The 22,490-nt window shown below is 61.2% G+C and carries 18 protein-coding genes and 1 tRNA gene; 2 read left to right on the top strand and 17 right to left on the bottom strand.

Annotated features, from left to right (window positions below; genetic code table 11):
* Positions 1–104 precede the first annotated feature (104 nt).
* From AC07OP_RS30995 to leuC, 9 genes are all read right to left on the bottom strand, one after another.
* Positions 105–737, bottom strand: coding sequence for a phosphoribosylanthranilate isomerase (locus tag AC07OP_RS30995; protein WP_495103255.1), 633 nt, complete (start codon positions 735–737; stop codon positions 105–107).
* Between the two features lie 64 nt (positions 738–801).
* Entirely contained in the window at positions 802–1,626 is an 825-nt protein-coding gene (gene truA, locus AC07OP_RS30990) for a tRNA pseudouridine(38-40) synthase TruA (protein WP_027604074.1), read from the bottom strand.
* Between the two features lie 140 nt (positions 1,627–1,766).
* Positions 1,767–4,328 (bottom strand): motility hub landmark protein FimV, encoded by a 2,562-nt coding sequence (locus AC07OP_RS30985; protein ID WP_495103254.1) that lies wholly within the window; start codon positions 4,326–4,328, stop codon positions 1,767–1,769.
* A 163-nt stretch (positions 4,329–4,491) separates the two neighbouring features.
* The gene (locus AC07OP_RS30980) at positions 4,492–5,502 is read right to left on the bottom strand and encodes an aspartate-semialdehyde dehydrogenase (protein WP_495103253.1); all 1,011 of its coding nucleotides are present in this window, start codon (positions 5,500–5,502) and stop codon (positions 4,492–4,494) included.
* A 249-nt stretch (positions 5,503–5,751) separates the two neighbouring features.
* Positions 5,752–6,864: an aspartate-semialdehyde dehydrogenase gene (asd, locus tag AC07OP_RS30975; RefSeq protein WP_027604071.1), complete on the bottom strand. Its 1,113-nt coding sequence runs from the start codon at positions 6,862–6,864 to the stop codon at positions 5,752–5,754.
* Between the two features lie 64 nt (positions 6,865–6,928).
* Positions 6,929–8,011, bottom strand: a complete 1,083-nt coding sequence (gene leuB, locus AC07OP_RS30970) for a 3-isopropylmalate dehydrogenase (RefSeq protein WP_017530190.1) — start codon at positions 8,009–8,011, stop codon at positions 6,929–6,931.
* 52 nt (positions 8,012–8,063) lie between these two features.
* On the bottom strand, positions 8,064–8,828 hold the full coding sequence (locus tag AC07OP_RS30965; protein ID WP_495103252.1) for a class I SAM-dependent methyltransferase: 765 nt from the start codon (positions 8,826–8,828) through the stop codon (positions 8,064–8,066).
* 84 nt (positions 8,829–8,912) lie between these two features.
* Positions 8,913–9,557, bottom strand: a complete 645-nt coding sequence (gene leuD / locus AC07OP_RS30960; protein ID WP_027604069.1) for a 3-isopropylmalate dehydratase small subunit — start codon at positions 9,555–9,557, stop codon at positions 8,913–8,915.
* A 10-nt stretch (positions 9,558–9,567) separates the two neighbouring features.
* Positions 9,568–10,986, bottom strand: a complete 1,419-nt coding sequence (gene leuC, locus AC07OP_RS30955; RefSeq protein WP_027604068.1) for a 3-isopropylmalate dehydratase large subunit — start codon at positions 10,984–10,986, stop codon at positions 9,568–9,570.
* 140 nt (positions 10,987–11,126) lie between these two features.
* Between leuC and AC07OP_RS30950 the strand changes: the two genes are divergently transcribed.
* Together AC07OP_RS30950 and AC07OP_RS30945 are read left to right on the top strand one after the other, a co-directional pair.
* Positions 11,127–12,017, top strand: coding sequence for a LysR family transcriptional regulator (locus AC07OP_RS30950; protein ID WP_027604067.1), 891 nt, complete (start codon positions 11,127–11,129; stop codon positions 12,015–12,017).
* Between the two features lie 66 nt (positions 12,018–12,083).
* On the top strand, positions 12,084–15,362 hold the full coding sequence (locus AC07OP_RS30945; RefSeq protein WP_495103251.1) for an EAL domain-containing protein: 3,279 nt from the start codon (positions 12,084–12,086) through the stop codon (positions 15,360–15,362).
* Between the two features lie 3 nt (positions 15,363–15,365).
* Here AC07OP_RS30945 and AC07OP_RS30940 read toward each other — a convergent pair whose 3' ends face one another.
* The 8 genes from AC07OP_RS30940 to AC07OP_RS30905 form a co-directional block, all read right to left on the bottom strand.
* Complete coding sequence (locus tag AC07OP_RS30940; protein WP_495103250.1) at positions 15,366–16,640, bottom strand: hypothetical protein; 1,275 nt, start codon at positions 16,638–16,640, stop codon at positions 15,366–15,368.
* A 72-nt stretch (positions 16,641–16,712) separates the two neighbouring features.
* Entirely contained in the window at positions 16,713–17,693 is a 981-nt protein-coding gene (locus AC07OP_RS30935) for a hypothetical protein (RefSeq protein WP_495103249.1), read from the bottom strand.
* A gap of 98 nt (positions 17,694–17,791) precedes the next feature.
* The gene (locus AC07OP_RS30930) at positions 17,792–18,868 is read right to left on the bottom strand and encodes a hypothetical protein (RefSeq protein ID WP_495103248.1); all 1,077 of its coding nucleotides are present in this window, start codon (positions 18,866–18,868) and stop codon (positions 17,792–17,794) included.
* Positions 18,869–19,354: 486 nt separating this feature from the next.
* Positions 19,355–20,314, bottom strand: a complete 960-nt coding sequence (locus AC07OP_RS30925; protein WP_495103247.1) for a tRNA dihydrouridine synthase — start codon at positions 20,312–20,314, stop codon at positions 19,355–19,357.
* A 55-nt stretch (positions 20,315–20,369) separates the two neighbouring features.
* Positions 20,370–20,804, bottom strand: a complete 435-nt coding sequence (locus AC07OP_RS30920; RefSeq protein ID WP_027604062.1) for an acyl-CoA thioesterase — start codon at positions 20,802–20,804, stop codon at positions 20,370–20,372.
* Between the two features lie 39 nt (positions 20,805–20,843).
* Positions 20,844–21,677: an alpha/beta hydrolase gene (locus tag AC07OP_RS30915; protein ID WP_495103246.1), complete on the bottom strand. Its 834-nt coding sequence runs from the start codon at positions 21,675–21,677 to the stop codon at positions 20,844–20,846.
* 14 nt (positions 21,678–21,691) lie between these two features.
* Positions 21,692–22,231: a TetR/AcrR family transcriptional regulator gene (locus AC07OP_RS30910; RefSeq protein WP_495103245.1), complete on the bottom strand. Its 540-nt coding sequence runs from the start codon at positions 22,229–22,231 to the stop codon at positions 21,692–21,694.
* Between the two features lie 182 nt (positions 22,232–22,413).
* Positions 22,414–22,489: transfer RNA gene (locus AC07OP_RS30905), tRNA-Glu, on the bottom strand.
* Position 22,490: the final 1 nt, after the last annotated feature.

Here is a 22,490-nt window from a genome sequence, read left to right as displayed (position 1 = left end):
ACAGCCTGCCTGCGCAGGTTGCCACTTCATTTCCGGGCCTCCCTCAGGCGGCGCCGGGCTGTTTTACACAGTGGTAGTTATGGACGGCGGCAGACTGCCAGCCGTCACATCCCGCCACAGCTGTTGCGCACCGCGTGCATGAATGCGCGAATCCTGTCGTGATCCTTGATGCCCTTGCCTTGCTCTACCCCACCGCTGACATCCACGGCATACGGCCGGACCTGTTGAATCGCCGCACCGACATTCCCAGGGTTGAGCCCCCCGGCCAGGATGATCGGCTTGCTCAATCCTGCGGGGATCAGCGACCAATCGAACGCTTCGCCGGTACCACCGGGTACGCCTTCGACATACGTATCCAACAGAATGCCACGCGCGCCGGAATAGGCAGCGCAGGCCCTCGCGATATCGTCACCCGCCTTGACCCGCAACGCCTTGATATACGGGCGTTGGTAGCTTTCACATTGATCCGGGGTTTCGTCGCCGTGAAATTGCAGCATATCCAGCTGCACGGCATCCAGGGTTTCGTTGAGTTCGCAGCGGCTGGCGTTGACGAACAAGCCCACGGTGGTCACGAACGGCGGCAGCGCTGCAATGATCGCCCGCGCCTGCAACACATTCACCGCCCGTGGGCTCCTGGCATAAAACACCAGGCCAATGGCATCCGCCCCCGCCTCGACTGCCGCCAGCGCGTCTTCTATGCGGGTAATCCCGCAAATCTTGCTGCGAACGGCAGGCATGTCGTAGAAACCTCAGGGGTTGGACCGATAAAGTCCCGGATGGTAACAAAAGCTTTTCCAGGCGTCAGCCGCCAAGTTCACTGAACCCTGTGAGGAAGTGTGGCCCGATGAAACGCTGGGGCAGCTCGAACTCGTCGCGGTACTCCACGTCCACCAGGTACAGGCCAAACGGATGCGCCGTGACGCCGCCCGTGCGGCGGATGCGGCTTTCCAGCACTTCCCTGGCCCATTCCACCGGGCGCTCGCCGGTGCCGATGGTCATCAATACGCCCGCAATGTTGCGCACCATATGGTGCAGGAAGGCACCGGCGCGGATGTCCAGCACGATCATCTTGCCGTGGCGAGTCACCCGCAGGTGGTGGACTTCCTTGATCGGCGACTTGGCCTGGCACTGGCCGGCACGAAACGCACTGAAATCATGCACCCCTACCAGATGCTGCGCAGCCTCGGCCATGCGCTCGGCATCCAGCGGACGGTGGTTCCAGGTAATTTCTTCGTTGAGGTGCGCGGGACGGATCTGGTCGTTATAGATCACATAGCGATAACGCCGGGCAATCGCCTTGAAGCGCGCATGAAAGTGCGCAGGCATGACCTTGGCCCAACTGACGCTGACATCATGGGGCAAATTGATATTGGCGCCCATCACCCAGGCCTTCATCGTGCGTTCGGCCTGGGTATCGAAGTGCACCACCTGGCCGCAGGCATGCACACCGGCATCGGTACGTCCGGCGCACATCAATGACACCGGGGAGTCAGCCACTTTCGACAGCGCCTTCTCCAGGGTTTCCTGTACCGTCAACACGCCTGACGCCTGGCGCTGCCAGCCGCGATAGCGCGAGCCTTTGTATTCCACGCCGAGGGCGATGCGGTAAAAGCCAGCGGCCGCCATTTCGGCGGCCGGGTTATCTATATTTGCCAAGAACTGAGAGCCTGATGAGTTGCGCGAAGGCGGCCATTATAAATGCGGCAGCTGCGTGGCGTGCGCTTTTGTTAGGGATTGACCTTCCCACACCGCACCGGCATCAACCTTCAGATTTTGCCGAGCATCTCCTTGGCCTCGCCGCGCTGCGCCTCATCGCCTTCGGTGAGTACTTCGGAGAGGATGTCCCGCGCGCCGTCGGCATCCCCCATGTCGATATAGGCCTGGGCGAGATCGAGCTTGGTGGCGACTTCATTCGTGCCAGACAGGAAGTCGAACTCCGGCTCATCCCCACCCAGCGCCGCGTCCTCGGCGGTAAAGGAGGGTTCGATGGGCGGATTCTCCAAGCTCTGGGACAGGCGATCCAGCTCGGCGTTGACATCGTCCAGCTCCGAAGCGAAGGCATCCGGCTTGGCGGCTTCGCCTGGTTCGTCCGCCAGGGACAGGTCGAAATCCTCCGGCAAATCGAAGTCATCCAGCGCCGATGGGGTCAGCGTCGGCGGCTCCACTGCCGACACATCCTTCATCTGGTCCTCAAGACCGGAAAGAAAGTCATCGTCGGACTGCTCGGACGCCGGGGTATTCGGCTGCAGATCCAGGTCGAAGTCCGACAGGTTTTCCTTGTCGGCCTTGGCCGCCGATTGCTGTTCCAGGAGCGCTGCAAACGTCTGTTCGTCGTCCAGGTTGGCTGGCGAAGCCGCCTCCAGCTCATCCAGGCTCAGGTCGAAATCGGTGTCGAGTGCATCGGGCTCGGCGGCTGGGACGGCCGGTTTGTCTTCCAACAGGTCCTTGACGTACTGCGCGTCGAGGGCCGCGGCGGCAACCGCGGCACTGACGCCCGCCGCCAATACCGCCATCGCGGGAAAGCGCGACTTGAGTTGCTCGACCTGGGCATGGTTTTCACCATTGGCCACCAGTTGACGCTCCTGGGTCACGAAACCGTCCTTGTCGCTTTGCAGGCCGTAGACTTCCATCAGCTTCAACCGCAGGTCGCTGCGCTTGGACTCGTGCTTGATCGCTTGCTCCAGCACATCGGCGGCCTGGTTCAGATGACCACGGTCGATATGGGACTGGGCTTGCGCCAGGGCATCGTTGGCGTTTTGTGGGGCCACGGCAGCGGCCAGCGGCGCGAGCACGGAGGCAACCGTCGGAACCGCTACCGCCGGCGCAACCACTGGAGCAGGTGCCGGAGCGGCTGCCAGCTTGACGTTCGGCGGCGGCACTTCGAGGCCTTCGAAACTGTCCGACGGCAGGTCCTGTTCGATGTTCGAGGTAAATTCCGGCTCTTCAGCCAGCGCCCGCGCCATGCGCAAGTGCTTCTCCTCTTCACGACGGGCGTTGCGATGGCGCGCCCACAGCAGCAGGAGCAGCAACACCACCAGGCCAGCCGCGCCGCCGATCACACCGAGGACAACCGGGTTGGTCAGCAGATCATTGAACTTGCCTTCCGTGGTGTCAGGTGCCGCGGCCGGCGTAGCTGCCTCAGGTGCCGGCGCCGCCGGGGTTGGCGTTGGCGCGGCGGGCTGTGCAGCGGGTGCTGCCGGCGTGGCGGCCGGGTCGCTTGCCAGCTGTGCGGGCATCACTGCCGTCGCCGCTACGGCCGGGTCGCCTTTTTCTGCCTGCAAACGGGCCAGCTGATCGTTTTTCAATTGAATCAACTTTTGCAGTTTATCCAACTGGCTTTGCAGATCTGCGGCACGGCTCTTGAGCTCTTCGTTATCGCGGCGAGTGGTGTCCAGTTGCTCCTGGGTCATCGCCAGCTTGTCGCTCAGGACCTGGCTGTCGCCGGCCTTGCCCTTGCCGCCTTTCTTGGCTGCTTCAGCCGAGACCAGGCTCAGGTTGTCCTGGGCATTGGTGGTCGACGGCGCGTTGCCGGCCTGGGCACGCTTGGTGGCGTCCAGTTGCTGCTTGCCGGCCGCCTGATTGGTAGCCCCGCGCCGACCCTGGCGCCAGGCGGCATTTTGTACCCTCACTTCGGCGATTGCCTGAGGTTGCGGCAACGCCGTGCTTTGTACGGTGTCCGGCAGGCGCAGCACCTGGCCGGTTTTCAGGCGGTTGATATTGCCGTCGATAAAGGCGTCGGGGTTGAGGGCCTGAATGGCCAGCATGGTCTGCTGCACCGAGCCGCCATTGCGGTGCTTCTGCGCAATTTCCCACAGAGTGTCGCGGGAGGTGGTGGTGTGCTGGGCCGGCTTGCTCACTGCGGGCGCAGTACGGGCGGGCGCTCCCACGCGTGGTGCAGGTGCTGCGGAGGTCGAAGCCGACTGGTCGAACTTGGCAGGGTCGAGCAACACGCTGTAGTCGCGCATCAAGCGGCCATTGGGCCATTGCACCTGCAGCAGGAAACGTACGTAGGAATCCGGCAGCGGCTTGCTGGAGGTGACGCGCACCACGCTGCGACCGCTGGGATTGATGACCGGGGTAAACGTCAGGTCATCGAGAAACGCCTGGCGATCGACGCCCGCGTCCACGAACGCCTGGGATGAGGCCAGGCTCGGGGTGATCTCGGACGCCGTGAGGCCACCGACATCGAGCAATTCGATTTCCACCGACAACGGCTGGTTCAACGTCGACTTAAGGGTCATTTCCCCCAGCTGCAGCGCCTGCGCCATACCGGAGGACAGCGCCGAGGCGGCCGCTATTGCTAACACCAGTTTGCGAACTTGAACCATAGCCTCATCCTTTGTTTGAACACTCCCCGGCCTGCGAGAAGGTTGGTAACCGCTTGCCATAAGGCATGGCGAGCCGATAGGTCACCGACGCGCAATTGTTCCTGCTTGGGGCCAAGCATAGCGCCTGGTTAGAATCAATCTACAAATTGCCGCCAAGTATCTTTTACGCAAGGCGTTTTATCAACAACTGCGCCAGCTGCACGGCGTTAAGGGCGGCGCCCTTGCGTACGTTATCTGACGTCAGCCACAGATTTAGTTCAGCCGCGTCATCCACGCCCGCGCGCACCCGGCCTACGTAGACCACATCCTGGCCCACTGCGTCGCCCACGGCTGTAGGGTAATCACCCTCTTCTACCAACTCGATACCGGGCGCGGCCTCCAATGCGCGGTTGACAGCGGCAAGATCGACCGCCGCGCCCAGTTGCAACGACACCGTCAGGCTATCGCCAAAAAACACCGGGGCTTGAACGCATGTTGCGGAAATCTTTAGCAAAGGTAATTCCAGGACTGCACGCAGTTCGTGAACCAGGCGCTTTTCCAAGGCGGTATGACCCTGGGCGTCTGGCGTGCCGACTTGTGCCAACAGGTTGAAGGCCATTTGCCGGTCAAAGAACTTAGGTTCCAGAGGGCGCACGTTCAGGAGCTCGGCGGTCTGACGTGCCAATTCGCTGACGGCTTCCCGGCCCTGGGCAGACACTGCCAGGCTGGCAGTGACGGCGACACGCTGGATGTCCAGCAAGCCGCGCAACGGCGCCAGCACCACCGCCAGGTTGGTGGCCGACGGGCTCGGGCTGCCGAGCTGGAACGGTTTTTTCAGGCCGTCGAGGACGTGGGCATTGGCTTCCGGCACCACCTGGGGCGCCTGCTCGGCGGGCAAGGCTCCCGACAAGTCGATCACCGAGCAACCCGCCGCCGTGGCTCGCGGCGCAAAGCTCAGGGTGACTGCCGGGCCCGCGGCGAAGAAGGCCAGTTGCGCCTTGCTGAAATCGAATTCGTCGACCTCCTTGACCCGTACGTTCTTGCCGCGAAACGGTACCGACGCGCCAGCAGAGTTACTGCCCGCCAGCAGGTACAGGGTGCCCACCGGGAATGCCAGCTCTTCGAGAATCTGCACCAGGGTTTCGCCGACCGTACCGGTGGCACCGATCACGGCAATTTCAAAGGTCTGGGTCATGGGGGCTGCCTCGGGCATTGCGGGGGGAGCGGCACTTTACCGGGTGGCCGGGAGCGAGGCAATTAACCTGGGGCTGGTGGAGTGGCTGATGGCGCTATCGGGGTGTAGCCCCCTCCCACATTCAACCGAGTTCCAACGTTGAAATGCTGTTCACTGTGGGAGGGGGCTTGCTCCCGATAGCGCCCGAAAGAACAATAAAAAACCCGCGCCTGTCACCAGAACGCGGGCTTCTATTATTGCTTCAAGCGATCAACGCTCCAGCAAGATCCGCAGCATGCGACGCAACGGCTCCGCCGCGCCCCACAGCAGTTGATCGCCGACGGTGAATGCGCCCAGGTACTGGGTGCCCATGTTCAGCTTGCGCAGACGGCCCACCGGTACATTCAGGGTACCGGTGACCTTGGTCGGGCTCAGCTCCTGCATGCTGATGTCGCGGTTGTTCGGCACCAGCTTGACCCAGGGGTTGTGCTGGCTGATCAGTCCTTCGATATCGGCGATCGGCACGTCTTTGTTCAGCTTGATGGTCAGCGCCTGGCTGTGGCAGCGCATGGCGCCGATGCGCACGCAGATGCCATCCACCGGGATCGGGCTCTTGAACCGGCCGAGGATCTTGTTGGTCTCGGCCTGGGCCTTCCACTCTTCGCGGCTCTGGCCGTTCGGCAGTTCTTTGTCGATCCACGGGATCAGGCTGCCGGCCAATGGCACACCGAAGTTCTCGGTCGGGTAGGCATCGCTGCGCATGGCTTCGGCCACACGGCGGTCGATGTCGAGGATCGCGCTGGCCGGGTCGGCCAGTTGATCGGCGACAGCGGCGTGGGTCGCGCCCATCTGCTTGATCAGCTCACGCATGTTCTGCGCGCCGGCACCGGAAGCTGCCTGATAAGTCATGGCGCTCATCCACTCGACCAGGCCGGCTTCGAACAGGCCGCCCAGGCCCATCAGCATCAGGCTGACGGTGCAGTTGCCGCCCACATAATTCTTGGTGCCGGCATCCAGTTGCTGGTCGATGACCTTGCGGTTGACCGGGTCGAGGATGATCACGGCGTCGTCCTGCATGCGCAGGCTCGAGGCGGCGTCGATCCAATAACCCTGCCAGCCGGCTTCACGCAGCTTGGGGAAGACTTCGCTGGTGTAGTCGCCACCCTGGCAGGTGAGGATCACGTCGAGGGTTTTCAGCTCTTCAATGCTGTAGGCGTCCTTGAGCGGGGCAATATCCTTGCCCACGGACGGCCCTTGGCCACCTACGTTCGAAGTGGTGAAAAACACCGGCTCAATAAGATCGAAATCCTGCTCTTCCAGCATCCGCTGCATGAGCACGGAACCGACCATACCGCGCCAACCGATCAGACCTACACGTTTCATCGCAACTACACCTTGTTAAAAAGTGGGCCGCCTTGCAGCAACAACTGCAAGCGGGCCCGAGAGATTACAGATTCCGCAGCGCGGCGACTACTGCGTCGCCCATTTCTTGCGTACCCACCTTGGTGCAACCCTGCGACCAGATGTCGCCGGTGCGCAAGCCCTGGTCCAGCACCAGGCTCACGGCCTTCTCGATCGCGTCCGCAGCGTCGCTCAGGTTGAAGCTGTAACGCAGCATCATCGAGACCGACAGGATGGTCGCCAGCGGGTTGGCAATGCCCTGGCCCGCGATGTCCGGCGCCGAGCCATGGCAAGGCTCGTACATGCCCTTGTTATTGGTGTCCAGGGACGCCGACGGCAGCATGCCGATGGAACCGGTGAGCATCGACGCCTGGTCGGACAGGATGTCGCCGAACAGGTTGTCGGTGACGATCACGTCGAACTGCTTCGGCGCACGGACCAGTTGCATGGCGGCGTTGTCGACGTACATGTGGCTCAGTTCGACGTCCGGGTAGTCCTTGGCCACTTCTTCGACGATTTCGCGCCACAGTTGGCTGGAGGCCAGGACGTTGGCCTTGTCCACCGAGCAGACCTTCTTGCCACGCACACGGGCCATGTCGAAACCGACGCGGGCAATACGGCGGATTTCACTCTCGCTGTACGGCAGGGTGTCGTAGGCCTGGCGTTCACCATTCTCCAACTCGCGCACGCCCCGTGGCGAGCCAAAGTAGATACCACCGGTCAGTTCACGCACGATCAGGATGTCCAGGCCCGCCACCACTTCCGGCTTCAGGCTCGATGCGTCGGCCAGTTGCGGGTAGAGGATAGCCGGGCGCAGGTTGCCGAACAGGCCCAGTTGCGCGCGGATTTTCAGCAGGCCGCGCTCAGGGCGGATATCACGCTCGATCTTGTCCCACTTCGGGCCACCCACGGCGCCAAGCAGCACGGCATCGGCGGCGCGGGCGCGGTCCAGGGTTTCGTCGGCCAGGGGCACGCCGTGCTTGTCGATGGCAGCGCCGCCGATCACGTCGTGGCTCAATTCGAAGCCCAGGCTGTACTTGCTGTTGGCAAGCTCCAGGACCTTGACCGCTTCGGCCATGATTTCCGGACCAATACCGTCGCCAGGGAGAATCAGAATCTGCTTGCTCATGGGTTCCTCATTTCATCGAGCGACCTGCCCGTGGGCAGGTCGGGAAAATTAATCAGCGTTCGGCCCAGACCACCAGCACGTCGGTGCTGAAGGTGCCGTCGGCCTGAATCTCGTAGTAATCGCGCACTTCCTGGCCCATCGCCTGCTGCAGCTGCAGGATCGCGGCGCGCAGCACTTGCGGTGTGCGCATGCGTTCGACCCACGAGGTGTATTCCAGGCGCAGGCGCTGGCGGCTGCTGTTGCGTACATGCAAACCGGCTTCGCTGAACTGGCGCATCCATTCGGCGGCGGAGTAGTCACGCACGTGGCTGGTGTCGCGCAGCACTTCGACGGTTTGCAGGTAAGTGTCCAGCAACGGGCTGCCCGGTGACAAGACATCGACAAACGCCGCCACGCCGCCCGGCTTGAGCACGCGGCGCACTTCGCGCAGGGCCACGCCGAGGTCGCTCCAATGGTGCGCCGAATAACGGCTGAACACGAAGTCAAATTCGCCATCGGCAAACGGCAGGCGTTCGGCGGCGCCGTTTACGGTGCTGATATTGGTGAGACCGCGATCTTGCGCAGCGGCGGCCACCACATCGAGCATCTGCTGGGAGAGGTCGTAGGCCACCACTTCCTTGACCAATGGCGCCACATGGAAACTCACATGACCGGCACCGCAACCCAGGTCCAGCAGCCGCGCATCACCCTGCCCGGCCAGTTCGGCCTGGAGCAGCGCGAATTCGGTGCCTTGGGCGTGCACGGCACTGCTCAGGTAGGCAGACGCCTGTTCGCCGAATTGTTTTTGCACGACTTGGGTGTGGGCGGTGCTGGTCATGGTGGCATCCTTCAAGGGGTGTGTTGCTGGTACCGGCCCTATCGGGGGCAAGCCCCCGATGAAGCCGGTCCTGCCTACATCAATTTATGCGTCACGAAACAACCAGGGCTGGCTCGCCCGGTGCCTGGCTTCGAACGCGGCAATCGCATCGCCGTCCTGCAAGGTCAGGCCGATATCGTCCAGGCCGTTGATCAGGCAGTGTTTGCGGAAGGCGTCCACCTCAAAGTGGTACACCTTGCCGTCCGGACGGGTCACGGTTTGCGCAGCCAGGTCGATGGTCAACTGGTAGCCCACATCGGCTTCCACTTGCTTGAACAGTTCGTCGACTTCTTCGTCGGTCAGGATGATCGGCAACAGGCCGTTCTTGAAGCTGTTGTTGAAGAAGATGTCGGCATAGCTCGGCGCGATGATGCTGCGAAAGCCATATTCTTCCAGGGCCCACGGCGCGTGCTCGCGGCTGGAACCGCAACCGAAGTTTTCCCGGGCCAGCAGCACGCTGGCGCCCTGGTAGCGCTCGGCGTTGAGCACGAAGTCCTTGTTCAGCGGGCGTTTGGAGTTGTCCTGGTAGGCGTAGCCCACGTCCAGGTAGCGCCATTCGTCGAACAGGTTGGGGCCGAAACCGGTGCGCTTGATGGACTTCAAGAACTGCTTGGGGATGATCTGGTCGGTGTCGACGTTGGCACGGTCCAACGGCGCGACCAAACCGGTGTGTTGGGTAAAAGCTCTCATCGGGTTTTCCTCAGATCAATTCGCGAACGTCGATGAAACGACCGTTGACGGCAGCGGCGGCGGCCATGGCCGGGCTGACCAGGTGGGTTCGGCCACCGGCGCCCTGACGCCCTTCGAAGTTACGGTTGGAGGTGGACGCGCAATGCTCGCCCGACTCCAGGCGGTCCGGGTTCATCGCCAGGCACATCGAGCAGCCCGGCTCACGCCACTCAAAACCGGCTTCGAGGAAGATCTTATCCAGGCCTTCGGCCTCAGCCTGGGCTTTAACCAAGCCCGAGCCTGGCACCACGATGGCCTGCTTGATGGTCGAGGCAACTTTGCGGCCCTTAGCGATCACCGCCGCCGCGCGCAGGTCTTCGATCCGCGAGTTGGTGCAGGAGCCGATAAACACGCGATCCAACTGGATGTCGGTGATCGCCTGGTTGGCCTTCAAGCCCATGTACTTCAAGGCGCGCTCGATGGAACCGCGCTTGACCAGGTCGGCTTCCTGCGCCGGGTCCGGCACGTTCTGGTCGACGGCCAGGACCATTTCCGGCGAAGTGCCCCAGCTGACCTGCGGCTTGATCTGGGCAGCATCGAGTTCAACCACGGTGTCGAACACCGCATCGGCGTCGGACACCAGGTCTTTCCAGGCTTCAACCGCGGCGTCCCAATCGGCGCCTTGCGGTGCAAATGGGCGCCCCTTCACGTACTCAACGGTTTTCTCGTCCGCCGCCACCATGCCCACGCGGGCACCGGCTTCGATGGACATGTTGCAGATGGTCATGCGGCCTTCGATGGACAGGTCGCGAATGGCGCTGCCGGCGAACTCGATGGCATGGCCGTTACCGCCGGCGGTGCCGATCTTGCCGATCACGGCGAGCACGATGTCCTTGGCGGTCACGCCGAACGGCAAGGTGCCTTCGACACGCACCAGCATGTTCTTCATTTTCTTGGCGACCAGGCACTGGGTGGCGAAAACATGCTCCACCTCCGAGGTGCCGATGCCGTGGGCCAGGGCGCCAAACGCACCGTGGGTGGAGGTGTGGGAGTCGCCGCAGACCACGGTCATGCCCGGCAAGGTGGCGCCCTGCTCCGGGCCGATCACGTGGACGATCCCTTGACGCACGTCATTCATCTTGAATTCGGTGATGCCATATTCGTCGCAGTAGTCGTCGAGGGTCTGCACCTGCAAGCGCGACACGGTGTCGACAATGGCGTCGATCCCGCCCTTGCGCTCCGGGGTGGTCGGTACGTTGTGGTCCGGGGTGGCGATGATCGAGTCGACGCGCCAAGGCTTGCGCCCGGCCAGCCGCAGGCCTTCGAACGCTTGGGGCGAGGTCACTTCATGGATGATGTGACGGTCGATATAGATCAGCGACGAGCCATCGTCGCGCCGTTTCACTTCATGGGAATCCCAAAGCTTGTCGTAAAGCGTTTTGCCGGCCATCAGTCGGTCCTCATCAGCGGTGTTTCTATGCGCCGGGCTTTTCAATAACCCTTTGGCTTGTGAGGCTGATGGTATGGCGCTACATTAAATAACTCAAATTCATATTTTTTATGCTTTGGATTACCAACTGGAATACACCCATGGACCTGGCCAACCTCAATGCCTTTATTGCCATTGCCGAAACCGGCAGCTTCTCCGGTGCAGGTGAGCGCCTGCACCTGACTCAGCCGGCCATCAGCAAGCGCATCGCCGGCCTGGAACAGCAATTGAAGGTGCGACTGTTCGATCGCCTGGGCCGTGAAGTCGGCCTGACCGAAGCCGGCCGGGCCTTGCTGCCGCGCGCTTATCAGATTCTCAACGTGCTGGACGACACCCGCCGCGCCCTCACCAACCTAACCGGCGAAGTCAGCGGCCGCCTCACTTTGGCCACCAGCCACCATATCGGCCTGCATCGTTTGCCACCGATCCTGCGCACCTTCACCCGCGAATACCCGAACGTGGCCCTGGATATTCAGTTTCTCGATTCGGAAGTGGCCTACGAAGAAATCCTCCACGGCCGCGCCGAAGTGGCAGTGATCACCCTGGCGCCCGCCCCCCATCACCTGGTAAGCGCCACCCCGGTGTGGGACGATCCGCTGGATTTCGTGGTGGCGCCGGAGCACAGCCTCACCGGCAACCGCGACGTCAGCCTGGCCGATATTGCCGGCCACCCGGCGGTTTTCCCTGGCGGTAATACCTTTACCCACCATATTGTCAGCCGTCTGTTCGAGGCCCAGGGCCTTACGCCGAACATCGCGATGAGTACCAACTACCTGGAAACCATCAAGATGATGGTCTCCATCGGCCTGGCCTGGAGCGTCTTGCCGCGCACCATGCTCGATGATCAGGTGGCGAGTATCGCTTTGCCGGGCATACAACTCAGTCGCCAGCTAGGCTATATCGTGCACACCGAAAGGACACTGTCGAACGCTGCGCGGGCGTTCATGAGCCTGTTGGATGCACAGGTGGATCTGCCAGTGATACCGGTATGACGCCGTGCGGCCCCAGGTTGCGAATAAAACCGCGCTGTTTGCCCATCGAGCCAAGGCCCTTTGATAATGCGCAACCCTGTCGACCCTCTACCTCCCCTGCCCCGCATCTACGCCCTGGACCCCCAGCAGGCGGAGCAGAGTTGGGACAGCGCCCCACAACTGCTGGCAGCCCTGAATGCGGCCCGGCTGGGCGCGTGGTGCTGGGAAATCGACACGGGCCGTATCAGCTGGTCACGGGGCACCCAGGCGCTGTTCGGCTTCGACCCGCGCCAACCACTGCCCAAGGACCTGGATTACCTCGACCTGCTGGCGCCGTCGGATCGCTCCCGGGTGGTGCGCGCCTTTCATGCGGTACTGGCAGGCGAGCCGTTCGAGCAGGCCATGCACCATCACATCCAATGGCCGGACGGCACGTATCACTGGTTGGAGATCAACGGCAGCCTGGCACCGGACAAGGCCGGTCGGCGCCGCATGATCGGCGTGATCCGCGAGACCACTCGCCAGCGCGAGCGAGAGCACGCCCTCAGCCATTCCGAAAAACGCTTCGCCACGCTGTTTCACCTGTGCCCGAACATGGTGCTGTTGACCCGCCAGTCCGACGGCCTGATCAGCGAAGCCAACCAGTATTTCGAGATGCTCTTCGGCTGGCCGGTGGCCGACGCCATCGGCCGCACCACCCTGGACCTGGGCCTGTGGCGCCACCCCGAACAACGCGCGCAGTTGGTCCAGGCCACCCAGCGCAAGGGTGAACCCATCACCATGGAAGTGCAGTTCTGCGCCAGTAACGGCCAGATCCACGATGGCACCCTCAGCGCGCAAAAGGTCGAGCTGGAGGGCGAGGCCTACTTGATCAGCACCTTTCTCGACACCACCGAGCGCAAAAACGCCGAAAACGCCCTCAAGGACAGCCAGGAGCGCCTGGACCTGGCCCTGGACTCGGCACAACTGGGCACGTGGGACTGGCACATCCCCACCGGCATGCTCTACGGCTCGGCCCGCGCCGCTCAACTGCACGGCCTGCCGCCCGAGCCCTTCCATGAATCCTTCGAAGCGTTTTTCGAGGGCATGCCCAGGCAAGAGCGCGAGAACATGCGCAACGCTTATCGCACCCTGCGCGAAGGCCCGGCCGGCAATTACCAACTGACTTACCGCGTGCCACTGGAAGACGGCAGCTCGCGCTACCTGGAAAGCCGCGCCCGCCTCTACCGAGACGAGCAAGGGGCGCCGCTGCGCATGGCCGGCACCCTGCTTGACATCACCGACCAGGTGGAGCGCGAACAACGCCTGACCGCCTCCGAAGAAAAGTTCGCCAGCCTGTTCCAGGCCAGCCCCGATCCCATCTGCGTCACCTGCCTGGACAGTGGCGCGTTCATCGAGATCAACCCCGCCTTCACCCAGACGTTTGGCTGGACGGCGGCCGAGGTGATCGACAAGAGCGCCGAGCAGATCGGCCTGTGGGACGAGTCAAGCAAACGCCTGCAGCGTATCGAACAGGTGATTCGCGACCAGGCGTTGAGCAATGTGGCCATCGTGGTGCACCACAAGAACGGCCAAACCCTGACCTGCATGATTTCCAGCCGGCTGATCAAGGTGGGCGACCAGCCGTGCATCGTCACCACGTTGCGCGACATTACCCAGCAACAACGCTCGGAGGCCGCGCTGAAGGCCAGCGAGGAGAAATTCGCCAAGGCCTTCCATTCCAGCCCCGACGCCATCTCCATCACCGAGCGCGACACCGGCCGTTATGTGGAGGTCAACGATGGCTTCTGCCGCCTCACCGGCTACCGCGCCGAAGAAGCCATCGGCCTGACGCTGTACCAGATCGGCATCTGGGCCGATGAAAACCAGCGTTCCGCCTTGTTGGCCGAATTGCAGATCAAGGGGCGCATCCCTCACCTGGAAATGCTCTGGCACAATAAACGCGGCGACGTGTTGGCGGTAGAAGTCTCGGTCGAGCCGATCACCCTCAATGAAACCCCGTGCCTGTTGCTGACCGCGCGGGACGTGAGCCTGCTGAAAAACGCCCAGGCGCAGATCCGTCACCTGGCCTATCACGATCCGCTGACCAACCTGCCCAACCGCGCGCTGCTGATGGATCGCCTGAGCCAACAGATCGCCTTGCTCAAGCGCCATAACCTGCGCGGCGCCCTGCTGTTTCTCGACCTCGACCATTTCAAGCATATCAACGATTCCCTCGGCCACCCGGTGGGCGACACCGTGCTGAAAATCGTCACCGCGCGCCTGGAAGCCAGCGTGCGCATGGAGGACACGGTGGCGCGCCTGGGCGGCGATGAGTTCGTGGTACTGCTCAGCGGCCTGGATGGCACGCGCACGCAAGTCAGCGCCCAGGTGCAGGAACTGGCCGATACCCTGCGTGAATTGCTTTCGGAACCGATGTTCCTCGATGGCCATCGCCTGCAGGTCACGCCAAGCATCGGCGTGGCGTTGATTCCCGACCATGGCACCACCCCGGCGGACCTGCTCAAGCGCGCCGACATCGCCCTGTACCGGGCCAAGGATTCGGGGCGCAACACCACGCAGATGTTCCACAACAGCATGCAAAAGGCCGCCAGCGAGCGCCTGCGCATGGAAACCGATCTGCGCCTGGCCCTGTCACGCGGCGAGTTCAGCGTGCATTACCAACCCCAGGTGGATGCACGCGGCAACAAGATCGTCGGCGCCGAGGCCCTGGTGCGCTGGCAGCATCCGCAGTTGGGCGCGCAGTCGCCGTCCGAATTCATCAAGGTCCTGGAAGACAGCGGCCTGATCCTCGAAGTGGGTACCTGGATCCTCGACGAGGCCTGCGCCGCCTTTGCACAGCTGATTGCCGAAGGCTTGGTGGACCCGCTGAATTTCAGCCTGTGCGTGAACATCAGCCCCCGGCAGTTTCGCCAGAACGACTTTGTCGAACGGGTGGAGCGCAGCCTCAAGCGGCATCAACTGCCCTGCAACCTGCTGAAACTGGAAATAACCGAAGGCATCGTGATTCAGAACCTGGACGACACCGTGGCGAAGATGCGCCGGCTGAAAAAGCTCGGTGTCAGTTTTGCCATGGATGACTTCGGTACCGGCTACTCATCGCTGACGTACCTCAAGCGCCTGCCGGTGGATGCGCTGAAGATCGACCAGTCCTTCGTACGCGACGCGACCCATGACCCCAACGACGCCGAAATCATCCGCGCCATCGTGGCCATGGCCCGCAGCCTGAATCTGACAGTGATTGCCGAAGGCGTGGAAAACCCGGAACAACTGGCGTTCCTGCAAAAGCTGGGCTGCCATTTGTTCCAGGGGTATTTGCACAGTCGGCCGCTGCCGATCGAGGGGTTCAGGCGATTGCTCGGCTAAGCCTCACACCAGCTTGAGCGCGCTCAACGCCCTGCGTTTCCAGGGCGACGTGTGCAGCGCGTGCTTTTGCCCATACAGGTCCAGTGCGCCATCGACCACCGCCACGGAATGCCAACCGTCTTCCATCGTCCCGATCGCGCCCTGGGCCAACTCGTCTACCGTGCTGTTACGCATGTAGGCAAACAGGCCCAGACGTCGGAGTGCCTCGCCAGGAGCTTCACCGTCATTGAGGGTTTCCAGGGCGACTGCATAGCTTTGCCGGGCACGGAAGTCGTTATTTTCCATTTGCGCGCGCTTGGCGCTGACGGCGTAGAGGAAGTTGGCGTAATCGAGCAACACCCGATTGCTGCCGAGAAAATTCGAGACTGCGGTTGCCTGCCTCAGTTCCTCGTCCGTCAACCGCAGCCGGACGCCATCACGCATCGTCACCTCAAAGCCATCGCGTGTCCTGTGGATAGCCGTATAGATGCCGTCAGGGAATCGCGTGATGGCGGCCTTGATTGCCGACACCGTGACACAATTGCCCTCTGCTCCTTGATAAAAACCGCGCCAGATATCCGCATGCCTGATGCTTTCTGGTACGAGGGAAACCTCAACACCTGGGTGCGATGGAACCTGGCGATCATCAAACAGCACATACCCGTAACCACCCTCGGTCCGCCCCTGCCGGCCATAGTTGGACACGATGCCGTTCACCACCAGCGCAGCGCCAAAGGCATGGGTTTGCCGTACCCAGGCAGCCTCCCTGCCAACCATATCGCTGGCCTCTACGGATCGCGACAAACCATACACGCCCATGCCCTCCAGGCATCGCTTGCTTGTCTCACCCTCAAGGGTCTTCGCCAGGGCGGCATCGAACGTCCCATAGCCGCCTGACAGCTGCTTGCGTTTCACAAAGGCCGCGAACATGAAGCTGGCGTGTTTCACCGCCTCGGGGTCCCGCCCTGTGAACCTGCAAGCCTGTGCCGCTCGTTCAAGTTCCGCCTGTGAAACATGCACGTTGTATTGGTCTTTCATGGTGACGGCATACCCGTCACCTGTGGGAACGACCTCATTGAATACATCAGTGGGGTGTCGACCGAATGTCATCATCATCATTTTGATAACGGCCGCATGGGTACTGCAGTCATAGTTTTCGCCAAATCGACGTTCGGCGGCATTGAATGCATTCACGGGATCATCAAGTTTCACCCCGGCCCTGGTGTTGGAAATACTTGAAACGTACTCATACGGCCGATTGGCCATGACCGGGCCACGACCCTCAATCAAAGTGTTCATGGGACTGCTCACTCAAGACTTGACTGGAAATGTGCAGCCAGAGGCCCTGGCTGCACGCCTTACACACACGCATCACACCAGCGCGATGGCGACCCCACGTGTCGGCGCCGAGCCTTGGCGCCCATAAATCTCTTCGCGGCCATTGATCACGGCCACCGAATGACGGGCACGATTGCACATGCCCAACTGGCCTTTGGCGAGGTCACGCACGTTGACCCTCTTCATGTGCTTGCGCAGCCCTAAACGCAGGAAGCCCTCACCCGGCCCATAGTCATCCTCCCCATCGTTCAATGTTTGCACTGCAGCGCGATAACTGCGGCTAGCCCAGCCGTCGTTATTTTCCATCTGTGCACGCTTGGCACTGACAGCGAACAGAAATTGCGCGTCCTTGAGCATGCCTTTATCGGAGCCGATAAAGCGCGAACCTGCGGCGCCAACCTTCAACTCTTGATCCGTCAAGTTAAGTACAAAGTCGTCGCGCATCGTCACCCGATAACCGTTGTTCGTCTTGACCACCTCTTTATAGATATCCGTTGGACTTTGGCCGAACTTGTACATGGCCGCCTTAATAGCCGATACAGTGACACAGTTGCCATCCGGGCCTTGGCGAAACCCACTCCAGATATTGTCCGGTTTTGCACCATTCCGTTTGTCAGACAAGTACGCTATAGGGAAAATTTGTTGCGGTTGCGGTTGCGGTTGCGGTTGCGGTTGCGGCTCTGGCGGAGCCGGTGGGTCGACAGTTGGAGTGATTTGGGACAGCGGTTTACTATCGGGAACGACCTTATCCGTTTTATTCGAGAGAAGGTTAAACAACTGCGTGAAAAATGAAGTAAACAATGCAATAAGGCTGGCAGCTGGATTTGAGTCCGCCCCAACTGCCGTGTTACTTCGTGGCATGCCTAGAGGAGTAGAGACAGCGGCTTTGACAGGCTCGACGGGTTTAAACCGGTATGAAGGTATGAATTCGTTGGCAGGCGCCGACAAATCGCTGTTCAACACCTGCCGAACATCCACTACGCGTGCAATGTTATCAATCGAGCAATACGACATGGTTTTCTCTCCACTTTCTTAGTGTTTCTCCGGACGTTAAGCTCCCCGGAGAAACACCGTTTTTATTTATCGAAGAAGTTGAAGTGCGATGCCTGGCGTCAGTTTTTCAGCCGACGGCGATTGATAAAACTCCAGCCTTTGAGGTCATTATCTTTTTCAGCAGGGCCCGGGCTGGTGACGTCAGGCTCAGGCTTTGGCTGATCTGGAGTGACCGTCCGCTTGGTATCAGTCGGGGGCACGATCTTCATGTCGGGTTGCGGTACTACCCCGGGCTGGGGCATCGGTTCAGGCTTGTGCAGCACACCAGGATGGCTGCCCGGAACCTTGACTTCGGGTTGCGGAGTCATCTCGGCCTTGGGTATCGACGCAGGCCTGGGCTGCACGCCAGGCACGGTGTCCGGCACCCTGGCTGCGGGTTGTGGAGTCACCTCGGCCTTGGGCATCGGGACAGGGTTGGGCTGCGCGTCGGGCACCGTCTTGAGCCTGCCTCTGTCGTGCTCGACGGGAGTGTCAGGACAGTGACAACGACCAATATTGAGCTCCACCTTTACCTGCGCATTCGAGTCGTTACTCACGTTGACGCTGGGCACGGGTACCGCCGGTGAAACATGTGACGTGGGCTTGCGTGACGTCCCTGGAAGCAACCCGTCGTCAATTTTCACTTTCAGTTCGCTCGTCGTATCCGACGGGATCTTCGCCAACGGGTCTGCATTTACCTTCACTTTCTGTGGGTCTGTCGAAGCCGACGTGGTCCTTGGCAACGTGGCTGCATCTGCCTTCATCTTCTGTGGGTCAGCCGAATCCGACGAGGCCTTCGGTAACGTGGCTGCATCTGCCTTCATTTTCAGCGGGTCAGACGAATCCGGTGTGGCCTTGAGTGCCTTATCGGAGGGGATAGCGGGTTGAGGGGTTACATTTTTTCCTAAAATAACCTCACGCATGGACTTGAAGACTTGCTCAAGCATGTCGAACAACTTTGAAAGCGCCCCCGCGCTGATCATCATTTCACCCCGAGTCGTTCGGGCATTGTCAGGAAAAAGTGCAGATGAAGTCCATGCTGAATCCGTCTTGGAGGTACTCAATGGCAAGCTGGACTTTGGGAGTGTTGAAGACGGCACTTCATCGCGTGCCGTATCAAGTTTCATAGAAGGTGAATTATTGATCGAGAGAGACATAAGCAAGTTCCTTCGTCAGCGCCATCTTGGCCGTTAGATGCCTCGGACAGCAATGAAATTTAGGTGGACTGGAAGGCAACAGCGTTGCCTCACAGTCACTACTTTCGTGGAGCCTGAGGCTATCGGGTTCCAGAAATCGCACCTCACATAAGGAAACCAACACGCACTTTCAGACTTTGCCTCATGGTAATTCCAAGAAAAGCCTGATTCAGCGCACGTCGACGTCACACTCGCGCGACACACCTATTAATAAAGCGTCAGACATGCAATTAGGAGACATACTTAACAACACCATTAACTATTGTTCTGTGATAGTTAGCAGGCAAAAAATCATCAGTCATAATTAAGCTGTCGTACGAATGGCTACGGGAGTTTTCAGAACAACTCAGTCACAACTCAAAAATCCTGCAACGCAAAAGGCTCCTTATCTTTCGATAAAGAGCCTTGTTTGAATCATCGGCAGGTGATCAACAGTATCGTTATAGATCAGGCAGCGGCAGGCGTATTCATACCCAACAAACGACTGACTTGCCCCAGTTCGGTTTCGCGGCGCAGGGCGGTAAACAGCGCTACAGCTTCGGGGTAGTTGCGCGTCAACATCGCCAGCCACTGCTTCAATCGTCCGGGAGCCTGACGCTCGGTCAGTTGTGCTACCGACTGGGTCCAGAAGTCTTGAAGCATGGGCTGCATTTGCGCCCAGGTCATTTCCACGACGTCTTCGCCTGCACGCGCGGCGGCGATTTGCCGGGCCAGGTCCGGACGCGCCACCAGGCCGCGACCGAGCATGATGTCTTCAACACCACTGATCTCCCGACAGCGCCGCCAGTCTTCGACGCTCCAGATATCGCCGTTGGCGAACACCGGCACCTTGACCACCTCCTGTACCCGTGGAATCCACTCCCAGTGGGCTGGCGGCTTGTAGCCATCGGTCTTGGTACGCGCATGCACCACGATATGCGCCGCACCGCCTTCGGCCAGGGCCGTGGCGCACACCAGCGCGCCATCCGGGCTGTCGAAGCCCAGGCGCATCTTGGCGGTCACCGGGATATGGGCCGGCACGGCACGGCGCACGTGTTCAACGATCCGGTTGAGCAACTCCGGCTCCTTGAGCAGCACCGCACCGCCGCGGGACTTATTGACAGTCTTGGCCGGGCAGCCGAAGTTCAGATCGATCACCTCGGAACCCAGCTCGCAGGCCAGGGCGGCGTTTTCCGCCAGGCATACCGGGTCGGAACCGAGCAATTGCACGCGCAACGGCACACCGGCTGCGGTGTGGGCACCGTGCAGCAGTTCCGGGGCGAGCTTGTGGAAATACGCCGGGGTGAGCAGGCGGTCGTTGACGCGAATGAACTCGGTCACACACCAGTCGATACCGCCCACGCGGGTCAACACGTCCCGCAGGATGTTGTCGACCAACCCCTCCATGGGCGCCAAAGCAATTTGCATGGAAAACACTCAACAAAAATCGTGGCGCAGTTTACTGGGTTTCCCGCGGCAACCGCTAACCCCCTGTCAGGGCGGGACCATAACCGTCGAGAAATTCGGCCGGCATGCGCTTGGGCCTGCCGCTGGACAATTCGATGCAGACAAAGGTGGTGTGCGCCCGCAGCAAGGTCGCACCGTCACGCGGGCGTACCAACTGGAAACGACGGGTCATCTTCAGGCGCTGGTCCCAATCGACGATCCAGGTGGCCAGCTGCAGCTCATCGCCTTCGTAGCCTGCCGCGAGGTAATCGATTTCATGGCGCACCACGGCCATGGCACGGTCCAGGCGGCGGTACTCGGTGAGGTCCAGCCCCAGGCGCTGGGAATGGCGCCAGGCGCAGCGCTCCAGCCAGGACACGTACACCGCATTATTGGCGTGCCCCAGGCCGTCAATGTCTTCAGGGGCGACCTGCAGATCGATGATAAACGGCGTTGCCAAATCCCAGCCCATGCCTTGCTCCAGTCGATTGATGTCGGCGGGAGCAGTGTATCAGGCGGTTTGCCGGTCCTGTACACGACAGCCGGCCAACAGCGCCAGCACGCCCTCGATCACCCGGGGATCGGCCAGCACTTTCTGGTGCCCGCCTTGCTCCAGGCGCAGCAGGCGGCTGTCGAACCAGGCTTCGTGGATGGCTTGAGACGCCTTGACCGGAACAAAGGTATCGTCTTCGGCGTGCACGATCAGGCCGGGGATATTCATCTGGTAGTGGGCCACATCCAGGTGCTTGAGCGGCATGCCGAACGTCAACTCCACCTCCTGGATAAAGGCCGAGCGTGCCCGCGCCGGTAAACCGACCATATGGGTAAAGCCGCGCAGCACATCCAGGAAGCGTGACGGGGCGGCGATGCTCACCAACGCCTCGGTACGCAGCCCCAACTGCACTGCCAGCATCGCACTGGCGCCGCCCATGGAATGACCGATCACGGCGTGCAGCGGCGGCAGTTCGGCAGCCGCCTCCAGCATGGCGCGGGCGAACAGCAGCACGTGAGCTTCCCGTCCCGGTGAACGACCATGGGCCGGACCGTCCAGGGCGATCACGGAGTAACCGTTGCCTACCAACGCGGTGATCAAGCTGGCGAACTGGGTCGGACGACCTTCCCAGCCGTGCATCAACAACACCGCAGGGCCTTGGCCCCAGCGCAGGGCCGACAAGCCGAAACGCAAGGTGATGCGCTCCGATTGCGCCAGCAGCGGCAGCTCCCAGTCACGTGGCGGCAGGTCGCGCGGCGTCATGAAGGCACGCCGCATCTTGTTGGCCACCGTTTGCGGCGCCAGGTGCCCCAGCGTGCCGTTGAAGCGACGAATCCAGGTTAACGCGCCCATCCTTGCACCCTCTTCTAGCGCACAGCCGACTTGGCCGCGCGTAACACTCGGTCCGACAGCTCGCCCGGCCCCAGGGCACGCGCCAAGGCCAGCCCGCCGATCATCAACGCCATATCAGCCAAGGCTTTGTCAGTGTCTTCGGGACTCGCGGCAAGCTGGGCCGCCATCAGTTCCACATGCTCGCTCAGCGCCTCGCGGAAGGCGTCCGGCAGCCGCGCCATCTCGCCCACAGTGGCCGGGATCGGGCATGCCTGGGCCGTTGAATCGCGATGCTTGCGCGACAGATAAAACGCCGCCACCAGGCCCCTGCGCTCTTCTCCCGTCAGCTGTGCGTCCATATCGTCGATAGATGCACGCCGCCGCGCCAACAACTGGGTGAACGCCTCCAGCATCAAGGCGTCCTTGCTTTCAAAGTGCGCGTAGAAACCACCGACGGTCAGCCCCGCCGCGCCCATGACTTCGCCCACGCTAGGCTCGGCCGGACCACGCTGGGTCAATGCAGCGCTGGCGGCTTGCAGAATACGTTCGCGGGTTTGCGCTTTTTTATCGCTCATCGTTGCCTCCGACTTTCATGGGTTGAATATTATTACCATAATAATATTTAGCAAGCGACAAGCATGACCACTGGTCAGCAGAGCAAAGGGAATGGGGAGAGAGAATTGGCCAAACGCCAGACAAACAAAAGGGCCATTCAATAATTGAATGACCCTTAAAAATCCCGCAGAGCGGGTAATCGTGGCGTCCCCTAGGGGACTCGAACCCCTGTTACCGCCGTGAAAGGGCGGTGTCCTAGGCCACTAGACGAAGGGGACA

The organism is Pseudomonas sp. GW821-FHT09D08 (assembly GCF_059416305.1).
Note: the sequence above shows the minus strand (reverse complement) of the source record. Positions and strands in the feature narration are given on the sequence as shown.

Bases quoted from the DNA above. Each gene is read 5' to 3' on its own strand.
- AC07OP_RS30995 (WP_495103255.1), bottom strand. From the start codon at position 737: ATGCCTGCCGTTCGCAGCAAGATTTGCGGGATTACCCGCATAGAAGAC.
- truA (WP_027604074.1), bottom strand. From the start codon at position 1,626: ATGGCGGCCGCTGGCTTTTACCGCATCGCCCTCGGCGTGGAATACAAA.
- AC07OP_RS30985 (WP_495103254.1), bottom strand. From the start codon at position 4,328: ATGGTTCAAGTTCGCAAACTGGTGTTAGCAATAGCGGCCGCCTCGGCG.
- AC07OP_RS30980 (WP_495103253.1), bottom strand. From the start codon at position 5,502: ATGACCCAGACCTTTGAAATTGCCGTGATCGGTGCCACCGGTACGGTC.
- asd (WP_027604071.1), bottom strand. From the start codon at position 6,864: ATGAAACGTGTAGGTCTGATCGGTTGGCGCGGTATGGTCGGTTCCGTG.
- leuB (WP_017530190.1), bottom strand. From the start codon at position 8,011: ATGAGCAAGCAGATTCTGATTCTCCCTGGCGACGGTATTGGTCCGGAA.
- AC07OP_RS30965 (WP_495103252.1), bottom strand. From the start codon at position 8,828: ATGACCAGCACCGCCCACACCCAAGTCGTGCAAAAACAATTCGGCGAA.
- leuD (WP_027604069.1), bottom strand. From the start codon at position 9,557: ATGAGAGCTTTTACCCAACACACCGGTTTGGTCGCGCCGTTGGACCGT.
- leuC (WP_027604068.1), bottom strand. From the start codon at position 10,986: ATGGCCGGCAAAACGCTTTACGACAAGCTTTGGGATTCCCATGAAGTG.
- AC07OP_RS30950 (WP_027604067.1), top strand. From the start codon at position 11,127: ATGGACCTGGCCAACCTCAATGCCTTTATTGCCATTGCCGAAACCGGC.
- AC07OP_RS30945 (WP_495103251.1), top strand. From the start codon at position 12,084: ATGCGCAACCCTGTCGACCCTCTACCTCCCCTGCCCCGCATCTACGCC.
- AC07OP_RS30940 (WP_495103250.1), bottom strand. From the start codon at position 16,640: ATGAACACTTTGATTGAGGGTCGTGGCCCGGTCATGGCCAATCGGCCG.
- AC07OP_RS30935 (WP_495103249.1), bottom strand. From the start codon at position 17,693: ATGTCGTATTGCTCGATTGATAACATTGCACGCGTAGTGGATGTTCGG.
- AC07OP_RS30930 (WP_495103248.1), bottom strand. From the start codon at position 18,868: ATGTCTCTCTCGATCAATAATTCACCTTCTATGAAACTTGATACGGCA.
- AC07OP_RS30925 (WP_495103247.1), bottom strand. From the start codon at position 20,314: ATGCAAATTGCTTTGGCGCCCATGGAGGGGTTGGTCGACAACATCCTG.
- AC07OP_RS30920 (WP_027604062.1), bottom strand. From the start codon at position 20,804: ATGGGCTGGGATTTGGCAACGCCGTTTATCATCGATCTGCAGGTCGCC.
- AC07OP_RS30915 (WP_495103246.1), bottom strand. From the start codon at position 21,677: ATGGGCGCGTTAACCTGGATTCGTCGCTTCAACGGCACGCTGGGGCAC.
- AC07OP_RS30910 (WP_495103245.1), bottom strand. From the start codon at position 22,231: ATGAGCGATAAAAAAGCGCAAACCCGCGAACGTATTCTGCAAGCCGCC.